The sequence below is a fragment of the Gammaproteobacteria bacterium genome, from assembly GCA_016705365.1.
In the GTDB taxonomy this organism is placed as follows: Bacteria; Pseudomonadota; Gammaproteobacteria; order Pseudomonadales; family UBA5518; genus UBA5518.
Genome location: JADIYI010000008.1, coordinates 441966 through 457831 on the forward strand (window position 1 = coordinate 441966; position 15866 = coordinate 457831).

Annotated in this window: 12 protein-coding genes; 8 read left to right on the forward strand and 4 right to left on the reverse strand. The window is 64.7% G+C overall.

Going from position 1 to position 15866, the window contains the following annotated elements; genetic code table 11:
* Positions 1-50 precede the first annotated feature (50 nt).
* The 5 genes from IPF49_09570 (at position 51) to IPF49_09590 (ending at position 4461) form a co-directional block, all read left to right on the forward strand.
* The gene (locus IPF49_09570) at positions 51-905 is read left to right on the forward strand and encodes a YicC family protein (GenBank protein ID MBK6287860.1); all 855 of its coding nucleotides are present in this window, start codon (positions 51-53) and stop codon (positions 903-905) included.
* Positions 902-1537 (forward strand): guanylate kinase, encoded by a 636-nt coding sequence (gene gmk / locus IPF49_09575; GenBank protein MBK6287861.1) that lies wholly within the window; start codon positions 902-904, stop codon positions 1535-1537. Before IPF49_09570 ends, gmk begins: the two co-directional genes overlap by 4 nt.
* Positions 1538-1621: 84 nt before the next feature.
* Complete coding sequence (gene rpoZ, locus IPF49_09580; GenBank protein MBK6287862.1) at positions 1622-1879, forward strand: DNA-directed RNA polymerase subunit omega; 258 nt, start codon at positions 1622-1624, stop codon at positions 1877-1879.
* A gap of 44 nt (positions 1880-1923) precedes the next feature.
* Positions 1924-4041: a bifunctional GTP diphosphokinase/guanosine-3',5'-bis pyrophosphate 3'-pyrophosphohydrolase gene (spoT, locus tag IPF49_09585; protein MBK6287863.1), complete on the forward strand. Its 2118-nt coding sequence runs from the start codon at positions 1924-1926 to the stop codon at positions 4039-4041.
* A gap of 30 nt (positions 4042-4071) precedes the next feature.
* The gene (locus IPF49_09590; GenBank protein ID MBK6287864.1) at positions 4072-4461 is read left to right on the forward strand and encodes a RidA family protein; all 390 of its coding nucleotides are present in this window, start codon (positions 4072-4074) and stop codon (positions 4459-4461) included.
* Here the strand turns inward: IPF49_09590 and IPF49_09595 are convergent.
* The gene (locus IPF49_09595; GenBank protein MBK6287865.1) at positions 4439-5308 is read right to left on the reverse strand and encodes an SDR family oxidoreductase; all 870 of its coding nucleotides are present in this window, start codon (positions 5306-5308) and stop codon (positions 4439-4441) included. The two genes, IPF49_09590 and IPF49_09595, sit on opposite strands and share 23 nt — an antisense overlap.
* A 52-nt stretch (positions 5309-5360) precedes the next feature.
* Here IPF49_09595 and recG point away from each other — a divergent pair, with 52 nt between their 5' ends.
* Complete coding sequence (recG, locus tag IPF49_09600; GenBank protein ID MBK6287866.1) at positions 5361-7469, forward strand: ATP-dependent DNA helicase RecG; 2109 nt, start codon at positions 5361-5363, stop codon at positions 7467-7469.
* A 75-nt stretch (positions 7470-7544) separates the two neighbouring features.
* Positions 7545-8924 carry an HDOD domain-containing protein gene (locus tag IPF49_09605; protein MBK6287867.1) on the forward strand — a complete coding sequence of 460 codons (1380 nt, stop codon included), beginning with the start codon at positions 7545-7547 and terminating at the stop codon, positions 8922-8924.
* A 27-nt stretch (positions 8925-8951) separates the two neighbouring features.
* Here IPF49_09605 and IPF49_09610 read toward each other — a convergent pair whose 3' ends face one another.
* The 3 genes from IPF49_09610 to IPF49_09620 all read right to left on the reverse strand — a co-directional run bounded on the left by IPF49_09610 (position 8952) and on the right by IPF49_09620 (position 15198).
* Positions 8952-12356: a DUF748 domain-containing protein gene (locus IPF49_09610; GenBank protein ID MBK6287868.1), complete on the reverse strand. Its 3405-nt coding sequence runs from the start codon at positions 12354-12356 to the stop codon at positions 8952-8954.
* 162 nt (positions 12357-12518) lie between these two features.
* Positions 12519-13808, reverse strand: a complete 1290-nt coding sequence (locus IPF49_09615) for a dicarboxylate/amino acid:cation symporter (GenBank protein ID MBK6287869.1) — start codon at positions 13806-13808, stop codon at positions 12519-12521.
* Positions 13809-13824: 16 nt separating this feature from the next.
* Positions 13825-15198: an FAD-dependent oxidoreductase gene (locus tag IPF49_09620; protein MBK6287870.1), complete on the reverse strand. Its 1374-nt coding sequence runs from the start codon at positions 15196-15198 to the stop codon at positions 13825-13827.
* 106 nt (positions 15199-15304) lie between these two features.
* Between IPF49_09620 and IPF49_09625 the strand changes: the two genes are divergently transcribed.
* Positions 15305-15844 carry a chorismate lyase gene (locus tag IPF49_09625; GenBank protein ID MBK6287871.1) on the forward strand — a complete coding sequence of 180 codons (540 nt, stop codon included), beginning with the start codon at positions 15305-15307 and terminating at the stop codon, positions 15842-15844.
* The last annotated feature ends 22 nt before the right edge of the window (positions 15845-15866 follow it).

A 15866-nucleotide genomic window follows, 5' to 3' on the forward strand; every position in this document is an offset into this window, starting at 1 on the left:
CTACAATTGGGGCGGGCCGAAGGAGTCTTTAATTGTCAGCCATTCACAGCATGACCGCGTTTGCCCGCAGTGAAGCGAACCTGGCCTGGGGTTCGCTTGCCTGGGAGGTCCGTTCGGTCAACCACCGCTATCTGGAAACCCAGCTGCGCCTTCCCGACACGCTGCGTCATGTCGAGACAGCGGCACGCGAGCGCCTGCGCGAGCGCCTGGCGCGCGGCAAGGTCGATTGCTCGTTGCGGCTGCATCTCGAGGAGCAGGCCGGCAGCCGCTTGCTGCTGGATGAAAACCTGGTGCGAAGCCTTCACGAAGCGTGCAACCGTGTCGCGGAGCTGGGCAACGGCCTCGCGGCTGCAAACACGCTCGACGTGCTGCGCTGGCCTGGAGTGGTCGCACAGGCGGCACCCGACATGGAGGAAGTCAGCACCGAGGCGATTGCGCTGCTCGGGCGGGTGCTTGCCGAACTGGAGGAAATGCGCGCCCGCGAGGGACAGCGGCTGGCGGAGTTCCTCGAGCAAAGACTGGCGCAGATCGAGACCATCGTGGCCAGCCTGCGCCAGGCCATGCCGGAGATCATCGCCGCGCAACGCCAGCGGCTTGCGGAGCGGGTCGCCGAAATGAACATCAGTATCGACCCGGGGCGACTGGAACAGGAGATCGTGATGCTGGCCGCGAAAGCCGATATCGCGGAAGAGCTCGACCGTCTCGAGGCTCACGTCGGCGAAACGCGCGGGAGCCTGCGTCAGGGTGGCGCCTGCGGGCGGCGTCTCGACTTCCTGATGCAGGAATTCAACCGCGAGGCGAATACGCTGTCCTCGAAATCGATAGCCACCACCACGACGCAGGCCGCCATCGAGCTGAAGGTTCTGATAGAACAGATGCGCGAACAGGTTCAGAACATCGAATGAACGGTCCTGTCTGCAATCCCGGTCGCCTGTATACGGTTTCGGCTCCTTCCGGGGCCGGCAAGACCAGCCTGGTCAGCGCACTGCTGCGCCGCGATCCTCGTCTCCTGGTATCCGTCTCGCACACCACGCGCGCCATGCGTCCCGGAGAGATCGATGGTGTGAACTACCATTTCGTGACCCGCGAGCGCTTCGAAAGCATGCTCGCGGACAATGATTTCCTGGAGCATGCCACGGTGTTCGGCAATCTCTACGGCACCTCGCGCAGCTGGGTCCTGGAGACCCTGAATACCGGCGTGGACGTGGTGCTCGAAATCGATTGGCAAGGGGCGCGCCAGGTACGCGAGAGCATCGCGGAAGCGCTTTCGATATTCATCCTTCCGCCGTCACTGGAGACCTTGCGCTCGCGCCTCGAAATGCGCCGCCAGGATGGCGAGGAAACCATCCGTCAACGCATGCGCGAGGCGGTGGGGGAGATGTCGCACTACGACGAGGCCAATTATCTGCTGGTCAACAATGTATTCGAGCACGCCCTGGCGGACCTGGAAGCGATCATCCGGGCCGATCGCCTGCGCCTCGCCCCCCAGGCCATGCGATTGCGTGAATTGATCACAGAGCTTTTGCCGGATTCCTGAGCGAGTCTGGTAGACTGCGCGCCCGCCGCTTCGCGGCAATGACCGGATCCACGGTCGCGAATCCCACGCACAGAAGGTACCTGCATGGCACGAATTACCGTCGAGGAATGTCTGGACAAGGTCGAGAACCGTTTCGAGCTCGTCATCGTGGCCGCGAAACGCGCCCGGCAACTTGCCACCGGCGGCAGGGAGCCACTGGTCCAGGAGGCTTCCGACAAGCCGACCGTGATCGCGTTGCGTGAAATCGAGGAAGGCCTCATCGGTCCCGGTTCCTTCGAGGAGCCCGCCGAGCCGACGCTCGAGGAGCTGCTTGGCGCACAGGCGGACGCCGCCAATCTCTGATCCGCTCTGCCGGGTCTGCGCCACTCGGGCATAATGAACACATCATGCAGACCCTTGGCTCGCTGAGCGACAAGCTACACGCCTACCTGGCACCGGAACAGGTAAACGCCGTGCGCCGTGCCTATTACTATTCCGAGCAGGCGCACGACGGGCAGGTCCGGCGCACCGGTCAGCCCTACGTTACCCACCCGCTGGCGGTGGCCAATATCCTCGCCGATATGCACATGGACCATCAGAGCCTGATCGCGGCACTGTTGCACGATGTGATCGAGGACACCGGCATCAGCAAGGAAGCCCTGGCCGGACAGTTTGGTGCCAGCGTGGCGGAACTGGTCGATGGCGTCAGCAAGCTGTCGCAGTTCGAAACCACCTCGCGCGCCGAGGCACAGGCCGAGAATTTCCAGAAAATGGCGATGGCCATGGCGCGGGATATCCGCGTGATCCTGGTCAAGCTCGCCGACCGCCTGCACAACATGCGCACGCTCGACGTACTGAAGCCCGAGAAGCGCCAGCGCATTGCCCGCGAGACACTCGACATCTACGCGCCAATCGCCCAGCGGCTGGGCATGAACAGCATCCGGATCGAGTTCGAGGATCTAGGTTTTGCGGCATTGCACCCGATGCGCGCGCGCCGCATACAGGCGGCGGTTCGCAAGGCGCGTGGCAACCGCAAGGAACTCGTCTCGCAGGTACAGCGCAAGATCGAAGCCCGGCTGCGCGAGGAGGAAATTCCCGCGCGTGTGCTGGGTCGTGAAAAGCACCTCTACGGCATCTACCGCAAGATGCGCCTGAAGGGCAAGTCGTTCTCCGAGATCATGGACGTGTTTGCATTCCGGATCGTGGTCGGCAACGTGGACAGCTGCTATCGCGTGCTCGGAGCGATGCACAACCTGTATAAACCGGTTCCCGGGCATTTCAAGGACTACATCGCGATTCCCAAGGCCAACGGCTACCAGTCGCTGCACACCGTGCTGTTCGGCATGCACGGTGTGCCGATCGAGATCCAGATCCGCACCGCCGAAATGGAGGCGATGGCCAACAACGGAATCGCCGCGCACTGGCTGTACAAGACCAACGGCTCGGAGAAGCCCGGAAGCGGTCGCTCGCGGGCGCGCCAGTGGGTACAGGGGCTGCTCGAAATGCAGCAGCGGGCGGGAAATTCGCTCGAATTCATCGAGAGCATGAAGATCGACCTGTTTCCCGACGAGGTTTACGTGTTCACGCCCAGGGGCGACATCCTGGCGTTGCCAAACGGCGCCACGGCGGTCGATTTTGCCTATGCCGTGCATACCGGCATAGGCAACAGCTGCGTTGCCTGCCGGATCGACCGCAACCTCGCACCGCTCAGCACCGCGCTGCAGAGCGGGCAGACCCTGGAGATCATCACCGCGCCCCGCGCACATCCCAACCCGAGCTGGCTCAACTCCGTGGTAACCGCCAAGGCGCGCACCAATATTCGCCACTTCCTCAAGGGACAGCAGCAGTCCGAGTCCGTTGACCTGGGTCGGCGACTGCTCGACAAGGCGCTGCTCAGCCTGAATGGAAGCCTCAAGACAATCGAGCCGCAGGCCGTCGAACAATTGCTGGTCGAAACCCGGCGTGCCTCGCTGGACAATATTCTCGAGGAAATCGGTCTCGGCAACCGGGTCGCGCTGCTCACCGCCCGGCGCCTGCTCGGCAAGTCCGATTCCGCTCCCGGCTCGCGCGCCGAGGATGCGCTGCCGCTCGCAATCCGCGGCACCGAAGGCGTGGTCATGAATTTCGGCAAGTGCTGTTATCCGATTCCGGGCGACAGCATCGTGGGTCATATCAGCCCGGGGCGCGGCGTGGTGGTGCATCGCGACAACTGCAACAACATCGCCGAACAGCTCGGCGATCCCGAGCGCTGCATGCCGCTGCGCTGGGCCGACGATACACGTGGCGAATTCAGCGTGGAACTGCTGGTCGAAATGGAAAACCAGAAAGGCGCTATTGCCGCGCTCGCCAACCGCATCAGCAGTCTCGATGTGGATATCGAAAAAATCGGCGTGGAAGAACGCGACGCCCGCTTCGGCCAGGCGCGCCTGGTGGTTGCAGTCACCGACCGCATCAACCTGGCACGCATCATTCGCCGCATGCGTACCGTCAAATCCGTGATCAAGGTCACGCGCGTCAAGCGCTGAACATACAAACAAGCCCCCCAAGGAGTACCCATGAGCAACCGCGCCATCATCAGCACCGGCGATGCGCCACAGGCGATCGGTCCCTATTCACAGGCCGTGAAGGTCAACGGCACAGTCTATCTTTCCGGTCAGATCCCGCTCGATCCGGCAACCATGCAGATGGTGGAAGGCGATATCCGTGCCCAGGCAGAACGCGTGTTCGGGAACCTGCGCGCCGTGGCAAGCGCTGCCGGCGGCGACCTCAACCAGTGCGTGAAAATCAATATCTACCTGACCGATCTGGGCGACTTCGCGAGCGTCAACGAGGTGATGGCGCGGTTTTTCAGCGAACCTTTTCCGGCGCGGGCCTGCGTGCAGGTCGCCGCCCTGCCGCGCGGCGCGGCGATAGAGGTCGAGGCTACGATGGTGGTGCCTTCCTGAGCATCCCGAGCATCGCGGCGTAACCACTGCGATAGTCCGGGTACAACAGCTGGTAACCCAGTTCGCGAAGGCGCCGGTTACTGCAACGCTTGCTGCCGGGCGCACGTGCTCCGGTGCTGCCACGCGCGTCGTCGAGGGTAACGCCCAGACGCTCCGCCAACCAATGGCGCACTTCCCATACCGGTGCCGGATCGCAGTCGACGCCCAGATAAAGTGGTGCCAGCGCCGCACCCTGCTGCCACCGGGCGATCAGGTAACGCAGGATTCCGACGCAGTCATCGCGATGAATCCGGTTACTGTAGCGAACCGGGTAACGCGTACATCCGATGCCCTCGCGCACTTCGCGCAGCAGGCGTTCGCGCCCCGGACCGTATATTCCACCGAGACGCAGCACCGTCGATCGCGCGGGTGCTTGCGTTCGGAGCAGCGCTTCGGCCTCCAGCAACAGCTGACCGGAAAAGCTGCGCGGTGCGGTCGGGGAGTCCTCGTCAACCCATTCGCCATCGTGCTGATGGTATACGCCGGTGCTCGAGAGCAGCACCAGGCGGGGCTCGCCGCGCAACGCGTGCAGCAGATTGCGCAGTCCGTCCACGTATACCCTGCGGTAGCTCCGGGCGTCGTAAGCCGTGGCGGCGCTGGCAATCACCACGTAACGGAACGTGCGATCGCCCAATTTCGCCAATGATTCCGGCTCCGCCAGATCCGCCGCCAGCGCTTCGATACCCTCCGCTATCAGGTGCGCGCGCCGCCGCAACCCGGTTACGCGAAAACCTGCCGCGCGCAGCGACCGGGCGAGCCCGCTCCCGATATCACCGCAGCCCGCGATCAGGATGTTCTCGGCAGCCATGGCGATCCTCCCCGACAACGCATTGGGCTATCATCGCAGCTTGCTCCCGGAAATGACCAGCCGCGTGACTCCAGATCCATTACCGCAGAGCCTCACGCCCGAACAGATGCCTGTGACGTCGTTGCGCGGCGTCGGTCCGCGGCTGGCGGAGAAGCTCGGCGCACTCGGGATTCACAATATCACCGACCTGCTGTTTCATCTGCCCTTGCGCTACCAGGATCGCACCCGCATTACCCCGCTCGACCAGTTGCGACCCGGCATGGAGGCGGTGGTGGAAGGGCAGGTGCTTGGCACACGGGTCGAGTTTGGCAGACGGCGCAGTCTCGCCTGCACGTTGCGCGATCAAGGCGGTCTGATGACGCTGCGGTTCTTTCACTTCAGCGTCGCACAGCAACGCAGCCTCGAGCGCGCCGACTGGCTGCGCTGCTTCGGCGAGGCACGCGGCGGACGCGCCGGTCTCGAGATGTATCACCCCGAGTACCAACTGCTGGAGCGGCCCGGTTCGATCGCGGTCGAAAGCTCGCTGACGCCGGTTTACCCCAGCACCGAGGGCCTGCACCAGGGCACCTGGCGCTCGCTCAGTGCACAGGCGCTGGAGCGGCTCGGCAGCAACAGTCTGCGCGAACTGGTGCCACGCGGATTGCTGGGCGAGGCACCACCGCTGGCCGCTGCCCTGCGTTTCCTTCATCGGCCCCCGCCGGAGGCGCCGGTGGCACAACTACTGGCGGGCACCCACCCGTATCAGCAGCGGCTTGCGGCCGAGGAATTGCTGGCGCACCACCTCGGTCTGCTGCGCCTGCGCCAGCGCACCCGCAACCAGTCCGCCATACCGATGCTGAAGGGATCCCGCCTGTGCGAGCGCTTCCTCCGCTCGCTGCCGTTCAAACCTACCGCCGCCCAGCAGCGGGTTGCGGCGCAGATCAGTGCCGACCTCGAAAGCCACGCTCCGATGCTCCGCCTGGTGCAGGGCGACGTGGGCTGCGGAAAAACCCTGGTGGCGGCGCTCGCGGCCCTGCGTGTGATCGGCAGCGGCTGGCAAGTCGCGATCATGGCGCCAACCGAGTTGCTCGCCGAGCAGCACTTGCGCACCTTCGATGATTGGCTCCGCCCGCTGGGACTCGACACGGTACTGCTCAGCGGACGCTTGTCTGCCGGCGAGCGCCGATCGGTCATGGATGCCATAGCCAGCGGCACTGCCGCCCTGGTCGCCGGCACGCACGCGCTGTTCCAGCACCAGATTGCGTTTGCGCGGCTGGGGCTGGTGGTCATCGATGAACAGCATCGTTTCGGCGTGCACCAGCGATTGCAGCTGCGGGAAAAGGGCATGGCGGGAGGCAGCGCACCGCACCAGCTGGTCATGACGGCCACACCGATTCCACGCACCCTGGCGATGACCGCCTACGCCGATCTCGATTACTCGATCATCGACGAGCTGCCGCCGGGGCGCACACCGGTCACCACCGCGGTGATTGGCAACACGCGGCGCGAGGAGGTACTGGAAAGGGTGCGTCATGCCTGTGCCGATGGACGGCAGGCTTACTGGGTGTGCACGCTGATCGAGGAATCGGAGGCACTGGAAGCGCAGGCCGCCGAGGTCATCGCCGGCGAGCTTGCAAGGCGACTGCCGGAGCTTAGGATCGCGCTGGTGCACGGACGCATTGGCGGGCGGCAACGCGCGGCGATCATGGCGGCATTTCAGGCCGGGGATATCGACCTGCTGGTCGCAACCACGGTCATCGAGGTCGGTGTCGATGTGCCACGGGCCAGCCTGATGATCATCGAGAACGCCGAGCGCCTGGGGCTGGCACAGCTGCACCAGCTGCGGGGGCGGGTCGGGCGCGGCAGCGCGGCGAGTCATTGCGTGCTTCTGTACCAGTCACCGCTGTCGCGGAGCGGGCGCGAGCGCCTCGAGGTCATGCGCGACACCAATGACGGCTTTGTACTTGCCGAGCGCGATCTGCAACTGCGCGGTCCCGGTGAACTGCTCGGCACGCGTCAGACCGGAACCTTCGAAATGCGCTTTGCGGATCTCGCGCGCGACTCGGCTTTGCTGCCCACGGTGCGCGAGGCCGCCGTCCGGATGCTCGAACAATACCCGGCAAGCATAGACCCGCTGATCGAGCGCTGGATGCCGGGCAGGACGCAATACGCCCAGGCCTGATGTGAAGGCAATCACGGCGCCGGCGGCGTGCGTCGGCTACACTTCCGGAGTCGGAACAGAAGAGACAGCAACAAAATGCAGTTACCACAGGCCGTCGCAAATGCGCTGGATGCAGGAGGTGCCGCCTATCGTCTCCTCGATCTGGACATCCCCGAGACCGGTACGCCGGCAGTCAACGTGTGTTCGGTGGTTTTGCAGGACCAGGCCGGGCGCATGCAGGCGCTCGTTCCCGCTGACAGCCTGCTGGACCTCGCCGCACTCAACCGCCTGACCGGGCGTGATCTCAGCGCCGCCCCCGAGGAAGCCCTGGGCGCGCTCTGCACCCCGCACGGCATGCTCTCGCTGCCCTCGGTGCCAAATGTGCTGGAAATGCCCGTCGTGATCGATCAGCGTCTGCTGGACAGCGATTTCATCAACTTGAACGCGGGCACGGAAGCGACCGTGGTCCAGCTCGCGCGCGCGGACTTCCACCGCCTGGTCGAATCCGGTAACAGCATGAGCGGCAGCTTTTCGGTAGCGCAGCAGGAACTGCAACCCGCGGCCGCCGACGCCAGCACGGACGCGCTCGAAATCGGCAATGCCGTGGGCAAATTCACCTCGCGACGCATCGAGCGAAGGCTGGAGGATACCCTCGATTTTCCGCCTCTGCCCGAGATTGCCCACCGCATCATCCAGATAGGCGCCGACCCTTATGCGAGCGTCAAGGACCTGGCGCGCGTGGTCGAGATCGACCCCTCGCTGTCGGCGCAGGTAGTGAGCTGGGCTTCCTCACCGTATTACGCCGCGCCCGGCAAGATCAAATCGATACAGGACGCCATCGTGCGGGTGCTTGGCTTCGACCTGGTCATGAACCTCGCGCTCGGCCTGTCGCTCGGCAAGACCCTGCGTCTCCCGCGCGAGGGGCGCTACGGTTACCGCAGCTACTGGCTGCAGGCGGTCAATTGCGCCGCGATGGTCGAGGGCTTGTGCAAGGCGATGCCATCGGGCAAGCGGCCACCGCTCGGCTACGCCTACCTGAGCGGGCTGCTGCACAATTTCGGCTTCCTGATCATGGCGGAGCTGTTCAAACCGCAGTTGCAGCTCGTTTGCCGCTATACCGAAGTCAACCCCCACCTCGGCCACTGGGCGGTCGAGCGTTTTGTGCTCGGTATCACCCGCGAGCAGATGGCCGCCTGGCTGATGAATTTCTGGCATCTTCCCGAGGAGGTGTGCGCCGCGCTGCGCTACCAGAACGATCCCGCGCTGGCGGGCGACCACGAGACCATCGCCCGCGTGCTATACCTCGCGATCCGCCTGCTGGCGCAGCAGGGTATCGGCAGCGCGCCGACAACCCGCCTCGACGATTCGGTATTCGAGGAACTCGGCATCAGCCGCGAGGACGCGGACAAGGTATGCGAGCGCCTGCACAACGCCACCGATGACCTGAAGGCAATCGCGCGCGATCTCGCTGCCTGATCCCTCACCCTGCCCGGCGGCGCCCGTTTACGATGCGCCGGAGCCGAGCACCCCGAGCGCCAGCTTCGTCTCGATAACGCCGTCAACGGCGCGCACGGGCGCTGTCGTGTCGCTATGAATACGCCCGGGCTCCAGGCCGGAAGTCTCCACCAGGTAGCGCGTGATTGCAGCCGCGCGATAGCGGGCCAGCTCCTGCAGGCGAGCCGCGGGTTCGGGCGTGGTGCTGACGATATGCGCCAGCAGGAACTCGTAGAAGCCGCGATCTCCTGCGCCGCGCCCGACGAGGGCGAGTGCCCGGTTCACCCGCCGGGTTTCCTGCCCGGTGGTCGCGGTGAATTGCGCCGCAACGGGCTCCAGCGCGTCTTTACCGTCACGTTCCTCGAGGAAATTCTCCAGTGCGCGCTGGACCTTGGGGTCATCGAAGGCAACCGGCCCGGGATCCTCCCCCGGCTCCAGCGTCACATCCATCAGCTCGGCCAGCGCGCGGCGTACGATCTCATCGTTGATCGCCGCGCCATCGAGTTGCGGATCGAAACCCGTGCGTATCTCCAGGCCAAGCTGCGGCCTTGATGCGAGCGCTTGGGCGATATTGCCGAGCAGCTGCTCTTCGGGTGGGGCCAGCGCAGCCTGCCCGGGCTGAAAGTGCAGGGTGTCGGGATTCTCGCCGCCGCCACCGAACATCGCCCCCAGGGCGCGGAACGGCGCGGTCACCAGATCGCCGAGGAGCTTGCCCAGCGCCTTCAGCACCACCTGCCCGTAGCTGAATTCGGGGGCATCCACGTTGCCCCGAACCGGCACCGCGACGTCGATGCGGCCCTCGCTGTCGCTCAGCAGCGCAATCGCGAGATCGAGCGGCAAATCGAGCGCATCGGGGCTCTCTATGTGCTCGCCCAGGGCGAGGTCCTGCAGCACGATCCGGTTCTCGCCGAGCAATTGCTGCTCCGCCACCTTGTACTGCAACTCGAGATCGAGATCGCCACCTTTGATAGCCCGTCCGGCGAATGTCGCGGAATACGGCGAGAGAGGCGGCATCGCAACGTTATGGAAGCCGACCTCGATATCGGTGAAGCGCGCGGGATCGAAGGGTTCGAGCGAGCCCTCGACGCGGGCCTCGCCAAATTCACCCACGCGCCCCCTCAACGCGAGCGTGGTGCGACTTTGCGCCACGGAGGAAATACCGTTGAGCACCCCGCGAAACTGTTCGATGTGCGCCCTGAAAGGCAGTACCAGACTGAGATCCGCGAAATCCACCGTGCTCTTGTCGATCCGTACCCGGTCGATCTTCAGCGGAAATATCTCGGCCTCGACGGCCGCTGCAGGAGGTGACTCGGGTGCACCGGTGCGGCCCATGACCTTGGCCAGATTCAGGGAGCGATCCTTGTAGACCAGTACCTTGGCGCCAGCCCCGCTGAGCCGCACCTCCGCGATCGTGAGCCAATCGGGGTCAAGACTGAAATCGATACCCTTGGCACGCAGCGAGTGCCACTCCAGAAAACGTTCACCGCTCGCCGCTTCGTTCAGCAGGAGCCGTTCGATACCGGCGCTCGCGCTGGACTTCAGGGACGGCGTGCCGTCCGCACGCCAGATGATTTGCGCATCGCCCGACACCGTACCCGATGTCAGTTCGAGATTGGTGTCCCGGGCCACCAGCGGCGCCAACGGCAGCAGCGAAAGATCCTCGAGCTGCAGCCGGATATCGGCACTTTCGCCACCGATCACCGCGGTCCCGCCAATCTCGATCGTACCCCCCTGGACGATCGGCAGCCGCGCTTCGAGCGCAAACGGCACGGAACCATCGCTGTGCAGATTCCGGATCACCAGCGCCCCATCGGCAAGTGCATATTCGAGCGCCGGCTGCGTGCTCTCGTCGGCCAGCGTGACATCGATACCGCGCAACGAAAACTCGTCCAGCACGACGCGCCACGGCGCGGTCTCCGTTGGCTGCACCACCGGCTCCCCGGCATCCCTGTTCGAGCCGGGTTCCAGCACCGCGATCTGGCGGATCGATCCATCCGCCGCGCGCCGCACATCGAAGCGCGTTCCGCTGAGGGCAATCCGCGGCACATGCAACGCGCCGGCCGCGAGATCCAACTCGGCCCCGGCGATCTCGAACCGATCCACGGCTGCCAGTGGCGCTTGTGCGTCCTGTTCCGTCCATACGATCCGTTCGAGATCAAAGCGCGGGCTGGTCGCCAGCACGCTTGTTGCGACCCCGCCCAGCTCGGCCTGCAGCCCGACATCGATATGCGTCGATCCCACCGCGACGCGCAGCGGTGCCCGCCGGCTTGCATCGCGCAGGTCGAGCGTCACGTCGTCGAGCACCAACGATTCGATCCGCAACTTCCATGGGGCTTGCCCCGAGGCCGGGTCGTCATCGGAAGCTGCCGGCACCACCCGCGCCCAGTCGAGCTCACCGTGCTCATCGATGCTCGCCGCGATCCGCCCGTTGCGCAGCGCTATTGCGGGCACCACCAGTTCGCGGGTCGCCAGATCAAAGCGTGCCGCATCGAGCGCGATGGACTGCAGTTCAAGCAATGGCGCGGAGGCACCCTGCGGCGTCAGCGCCAACTTATCGACCGTGAAACGCAGCGAGTCAATGCCGAGATCGAACCCGCCATCGGCATAGGAGACGTGGTAGTCGAGCGCAGCATTCACCGTGCCTGCCGGCTTCTGCAGCCCAAGATGCCGCTGCGCGAATTCCCAGATCGCAAGCGGGGTGAAATCCGTTACCGCGAGTGTACCGCTCGAGGCAAGAGGATACAGCGAGGCCTCGCCTTGCCACTCTAGACCGCCGCGCCCCGGGAGCGTGGCGGTGATCCGGTGTCGACCGTGCTTGCCGGGCAGCGTGGAAAACTCGTCCAGGTGCAGATCGACCGGTTCGATCACCGCACTGAGTGGCTCCGCGCCGGTATGATCGCTGAAGCGGATACGCCCCGCGCGAATATTCGCCTGCTCCAGGCGTATGCGGTGCGGCTCGGAATCTTCCGCCAAGGCTTCCTCCGCCGCATCGCCCTCCAGCGTCTCGATCAGGGTGGCGAGATTCAGGCGGCCATCGGACCCAATGACCATTTCCAGCGCGGGCGATTCGAGACTGATGTCGGCGAAGGTCCAGGTGCGGTGCAGCAACCCGGCGAACTCGAGGTCCACGAACAGCCGCGAAAACGACAGCAGATCGGCGCCGTCCGCCTCGCGCAACGCGCAGTCGCGTATTTCCACGGTGAGCAGGAACGGATTGATCCGCAACTCACCGAGACTGAGCTGGCGGGCAACTTGCCGATCGACGATTTGTGGCAGGTAATGCCGCAGCGCAGCAGGCACGAGCAGGAACCCGAGCACCGCATACAACAGCAATGCCGCAACGCCGCGCGCCAACCAGCGGCTCAGATACCACGGCCGCGCCGCGCGGGCGCTCGAACGAGATGTTTCCGACATGACTGCATCCTGCCCCAAATGAGCTGGCTCCGCCTGCCAGGCAAACGCCAGGACCAACACCTTGCCACAGATGCGGTGAAGCCTTCCAGAAACGCAGGCGTGGCCCGGGTGGCCGAATCGAGGCGCGCGGCGCGCCGGGCGCCACAACGGGGCACGAATCGATCAGCTTGGGCCGGGCTCGGCTGCCGCCTGCGAGCGCAACCGGTTGCGCTCGCCTTCCAGCGTGCTCACCACCACGGCACCGGAGCAGTCGCCAAGCACGTTGATGCTGGTCCGCAGCATATCGAGCACGCGATCGGTCACCAGCAGCATCCCGATACCTTCGAGCGGCAGGCCGACAGCATTGAGAATGATCGAAATGGCGACCAGGCTGGCCGCCGGAATTCCCGCCACGCCGATCGAGGTCATCAGTGCCAGCACCACGACCGTGAACTGCGTCGTGAAGTCCAGATGGATGCCATAGGCCTGGGCGATGAAGATCGCCGCGACGCATTCGTAGAGCGCGGTGCCATTCATGTTCACCGTCGCACCGAGTGGTATCACGAAACTGCCTATCCGATTCGACACGCCGACGTTTTTCTCGATGCACTCCAGGCTGACCGGGACCGTGGCCGAGGATGAAGCCGTCGAGAACGCCGTCAGCATCGCCGGCGCAATGGCGCGGTAAAACGCCACCGGGTCGGTTTTTCCCAGCACCTTGACCAGCAATGCAATCGTCACGCAGACATGAAACGCGAATCCGAGCAGGACCGTGACAACAAACAGCAGCAGCGGTTCGAAGGCCGCGAAGCCGGTATCGGCAACCGTCTTCGCAACCAGTCCGAATACTCCGAGGGGCGCGAATTTCATGATCCACATGGTCAGGGACATCATGGTGTCGGAAACACCCTGCCAGAAGCCGCGCATCAGTTCGGCATTGCCATCGCCGATGCGCATCATGAAGTAGCCGAACATGAGGCTGAAAAATATCAGTCCGAGCATCTGGTCGTTGGCCGCGGCCTGGAACACGTTCGCGGGCACCATGCGCAGGAACACATCGACCAGGTCACCCGCGCCGCGGCCCTCGATCGTGCCGAGCGCCCCTTCCAGGCCGGCATGATTCTGCAGCGCCGCCAACTCACCGCCACCGGCCAATCCGGGCTGCAGCCAGTTCACCAGCACCAGTCCGATCAGCACGGCGGCGAGCGAAGTGGCCAAATAATAAAGAATCGTCTTGATGCCGAGCCGCGCAAAACCGGCTTCGTTGCCGATGCCGGCAATACCGGTGATGATCGTCGATACCACCAGCGGCACGATGATCATCCTCAGACCATTCATGAACAGGGTGCCGAGGAATTCGTACACCCCGTAGGCGGGAACACCGAGCAGGCGCCAGTCGGGTCCACCGAAATAGCCCGCCACTCCCGCCAGCAGAATCGCGATGCAGATCTGCCAATGCAGGGCGAGCTTCATGTTCATGCGGAAAATCTCAGGGGAGAATGGGCGGCAACTCTTTCTGCAACTCCAGTTTTTGCCGGGCGCCCTCGCCGGTCAGCGCAAAGCCGAGCAGCTTGCCGCCGGCATCGCGGAATTCCGCGACCACGTCGGGAGCCGTGCCGCTGAACGACCAGCTTCCCGCCGCGCCCGCCGGCGGTGGCGCCACCACGACCGGACAGGCGGGAGTCTTGATCGTTACCGGCATCGCCGGATACGAGACCTCGGTCGGCGTGCCAGACAGCGTCTTGCCCAGCGCGCGCGCGCAGGCCATCAGCGGCGCGACGTAGTAGAGCACCTGCCCGTCGACCTCGGCGCAATCACCCAGCACATAGACATCGGCAGCGCTGGTCTCGAGCAGGCGGTTGGCAAGCACGCCACGATTCACGCCGATCCCGGCGCTGCGTGCCAGTTCGACCCGCGGGCGCACGCCGATCGCCGACAGCGCCATATCCGCCGCGATCTGCCGGCCATCGCCGAGGGTCGCCACGATGCCCTTGCCGCCGGCAGCGAGATTCACTTTGCTGACCAGCGAGCCGAAATGGAAGCGTACCCCGCAGGCCTCCAGCGCACCCTGAACCGCGCGCCCGGCGGGTTCCGGCAACAATGTGGGCAGGCACCAACCCAGCGGATCGACCACGTCGAGATCGAAACCGCCGTTGCTCAGATCGTTGGCGAACTCGCAACCGATGAGACCGCCGCCGATGATCAGCACCTTCTTCACGTCATTGTTCTGGACCGCGGCGCGGAAATCCGCGTAGTCGAGCAGATCGTTGACCGCGTAAACATGATCGAGTCCGTCACCCTCGAGTGGCGGGCGGATGGTGTCCGCGCCCCATGCCAGCACCAGCTTGCTGTAGCCGATGGTGGTCGTCTCTCCAACCCGCAACTCGTGCCTTGCAGTATCGATCCCGGTCACGTGGGTATGGGTCCAGACACTGGCGCGCAGCTGGATCGCCATGCTGCCGGCATCGGTGCTGGCGAGATCGTTTGCAGTCATGTTCTTGGTGAACCCGGTGGAGAGCATCGGCTTCGAATACATTCGCCCATCATCCGAGCTGATCAGCACCAGCGGGGTGTCGTTATCGTATTTGCGGAATTCGCGCGCCAGGTTGTAACCGGCGAGCCCGGTTCCGATGATGATCAGCGGATGCGTTATCGAGACGATTTCCGCTTCCTGGTGGTGCGGCACCGCAGGCAGCGGCGTGTCGTCGATCAGCTCGAAATCTTCCTTGCCCACCCCGCAATCGGGGCACAGCCAGTCATTGGGCACGTCTTCCCAGCGCGTTCCGGCCGGGATGCCATCCTCGGGCCAACCCTTGGCTTCGTCATATACCCAACCGCAAACGATACATTCCCAGCGCGCCATCCCGACTCCCTCTTGCTGCCGCCCGCGCCGAACTTCGCGCGCCGGGTCACCCATGAAACCAAACCCGCTAGAATCAGCGCCATTTGACCACAGGGAGAGCGCGCCATTGTACGCGTTGGGCGCCGCAAGGCACCAGTATGCGGCGTTGCGCTGGCAACCGCTGCATCGCTTTGACAACATCCGCTTGCCGCCCCGGGTGCGGGCCTGGCTGCTCGACGAGGGATCGCTCACCGAGCGCCTCCTCGCAGCCGGCGGTGACAGCTTCAGGGTGCGCGTGATCGCCCAGTCATGGGCCCGGCCATTACCCGATGAGCGACGTGCGCTCGGCATGCAGTCCCACGCCGTCGCGCTGGTGCGCGAAGTGGTGCTCGAGTGCATGGGCCAGCCCTGGGTGTATGCGCGCAGCATCCTGCCGGCGCGCTCCCTCGAGGGTGCGCTGCGCCATCTGCGCCGTTTCGGGGCGCGCTCGCTGGGCGCGCAGTTGTTCTCGCAACGCGATATGCGCCGCGAGGAATTCGAGATCGCCTGCGTGAGGATGCACCCGGAGGGGCTGACGTGGGCACGACGATCGGTATTTCATGTCCACGATCGGCCGCTCCTGGTGCAGGAAGTCTTTCTGCCTGCCTGTCGGCTGGGCTCGCTATAATCCGCCGACCGAACCGTAGCGG

What these genes read in the sequence shown, in the direction of transcription:
- IPF49_09570 (MBK6287860.1), top strand. Translation starts at nt 51, where the DNA reads ATGACCGCGTTTGCCCGCAGTGAAGCGAACCTGGCCTGGGGTTCGCTT.
- gmk (MBK6287861.1), top strand. Translation starts at nt 902, where the DNA reads ATGAACGGTCCTGTCTGCAATCCCGGTCGCCTGTATACGGTTTCGGCT.
- rpoZ (MBK6287862.1), top strand. Translation starts at nt 1,622, where the DNA reads ATGGCACGAATTACCGTCGAGGAATGTCTGGACAAGGTCGAGAACCGT.
- spoT (MBK6287863.1), top strand. Translation starts at nt 1,924, where the DNA reads ATGCAGACCCTTGGCTCGCTGAGCGACAAGCTACACGCCTACCTGGCA.
- IPF49_09590 (MBK6287864.1), top strand. Translation starts at nt 4,072, where the DNA reads ATGAGCAACCGCGCCATCATCAGCACCGGCGATGCGCCACAGGCGATC.
- IPF49_09595 (MBK6287865.1), bottom strand. Translation starts at nt 5,308, where the DNA reads ATGGCTGCCGAGAACATCCTGATCGCGGGCTGCGGTGATATCGGGAGC.
- recG (MBK6287866.1), top strand. Translation starts at nt 5,361, where the DNA reads ATGACCAGCCGCGTGACTCCAGATCCATTACCGCAGAGCCTCACGCCC.
- IPF49_09605 (MBK6287867.1), top strand. Translation starts at nt 7,545, where the DNA reads ATGCAGTTACCACAGGCCGTCGCAAATGCGCTGGATGCAGGAGGTGCC.
- IPF49_09610 (MBK6287868.1), bottom strand. Translation starts at nt 12,356, where the DNA reads ATGTCGGAAACATCTCGTTCGAGCGCCCGCGCGGCGCGGCCGTGGTAT.
- IPF49_09615 (MBK6287869.1), bottom strand. Translation starts at nt 13,808, where the DNA reads ATGAAGCTCGCCCTGCATTGGCAGATCTGCATCGCGATTCTGCTGGCG.
- IPF49_09620 (MBK6287870.1), bottom strand. Translation starts at nt 15,198, where the DNA reads ATGGCGCGCTGGGAATGTATCGTTTGCGGTTGGGTATATGACGAAGCC.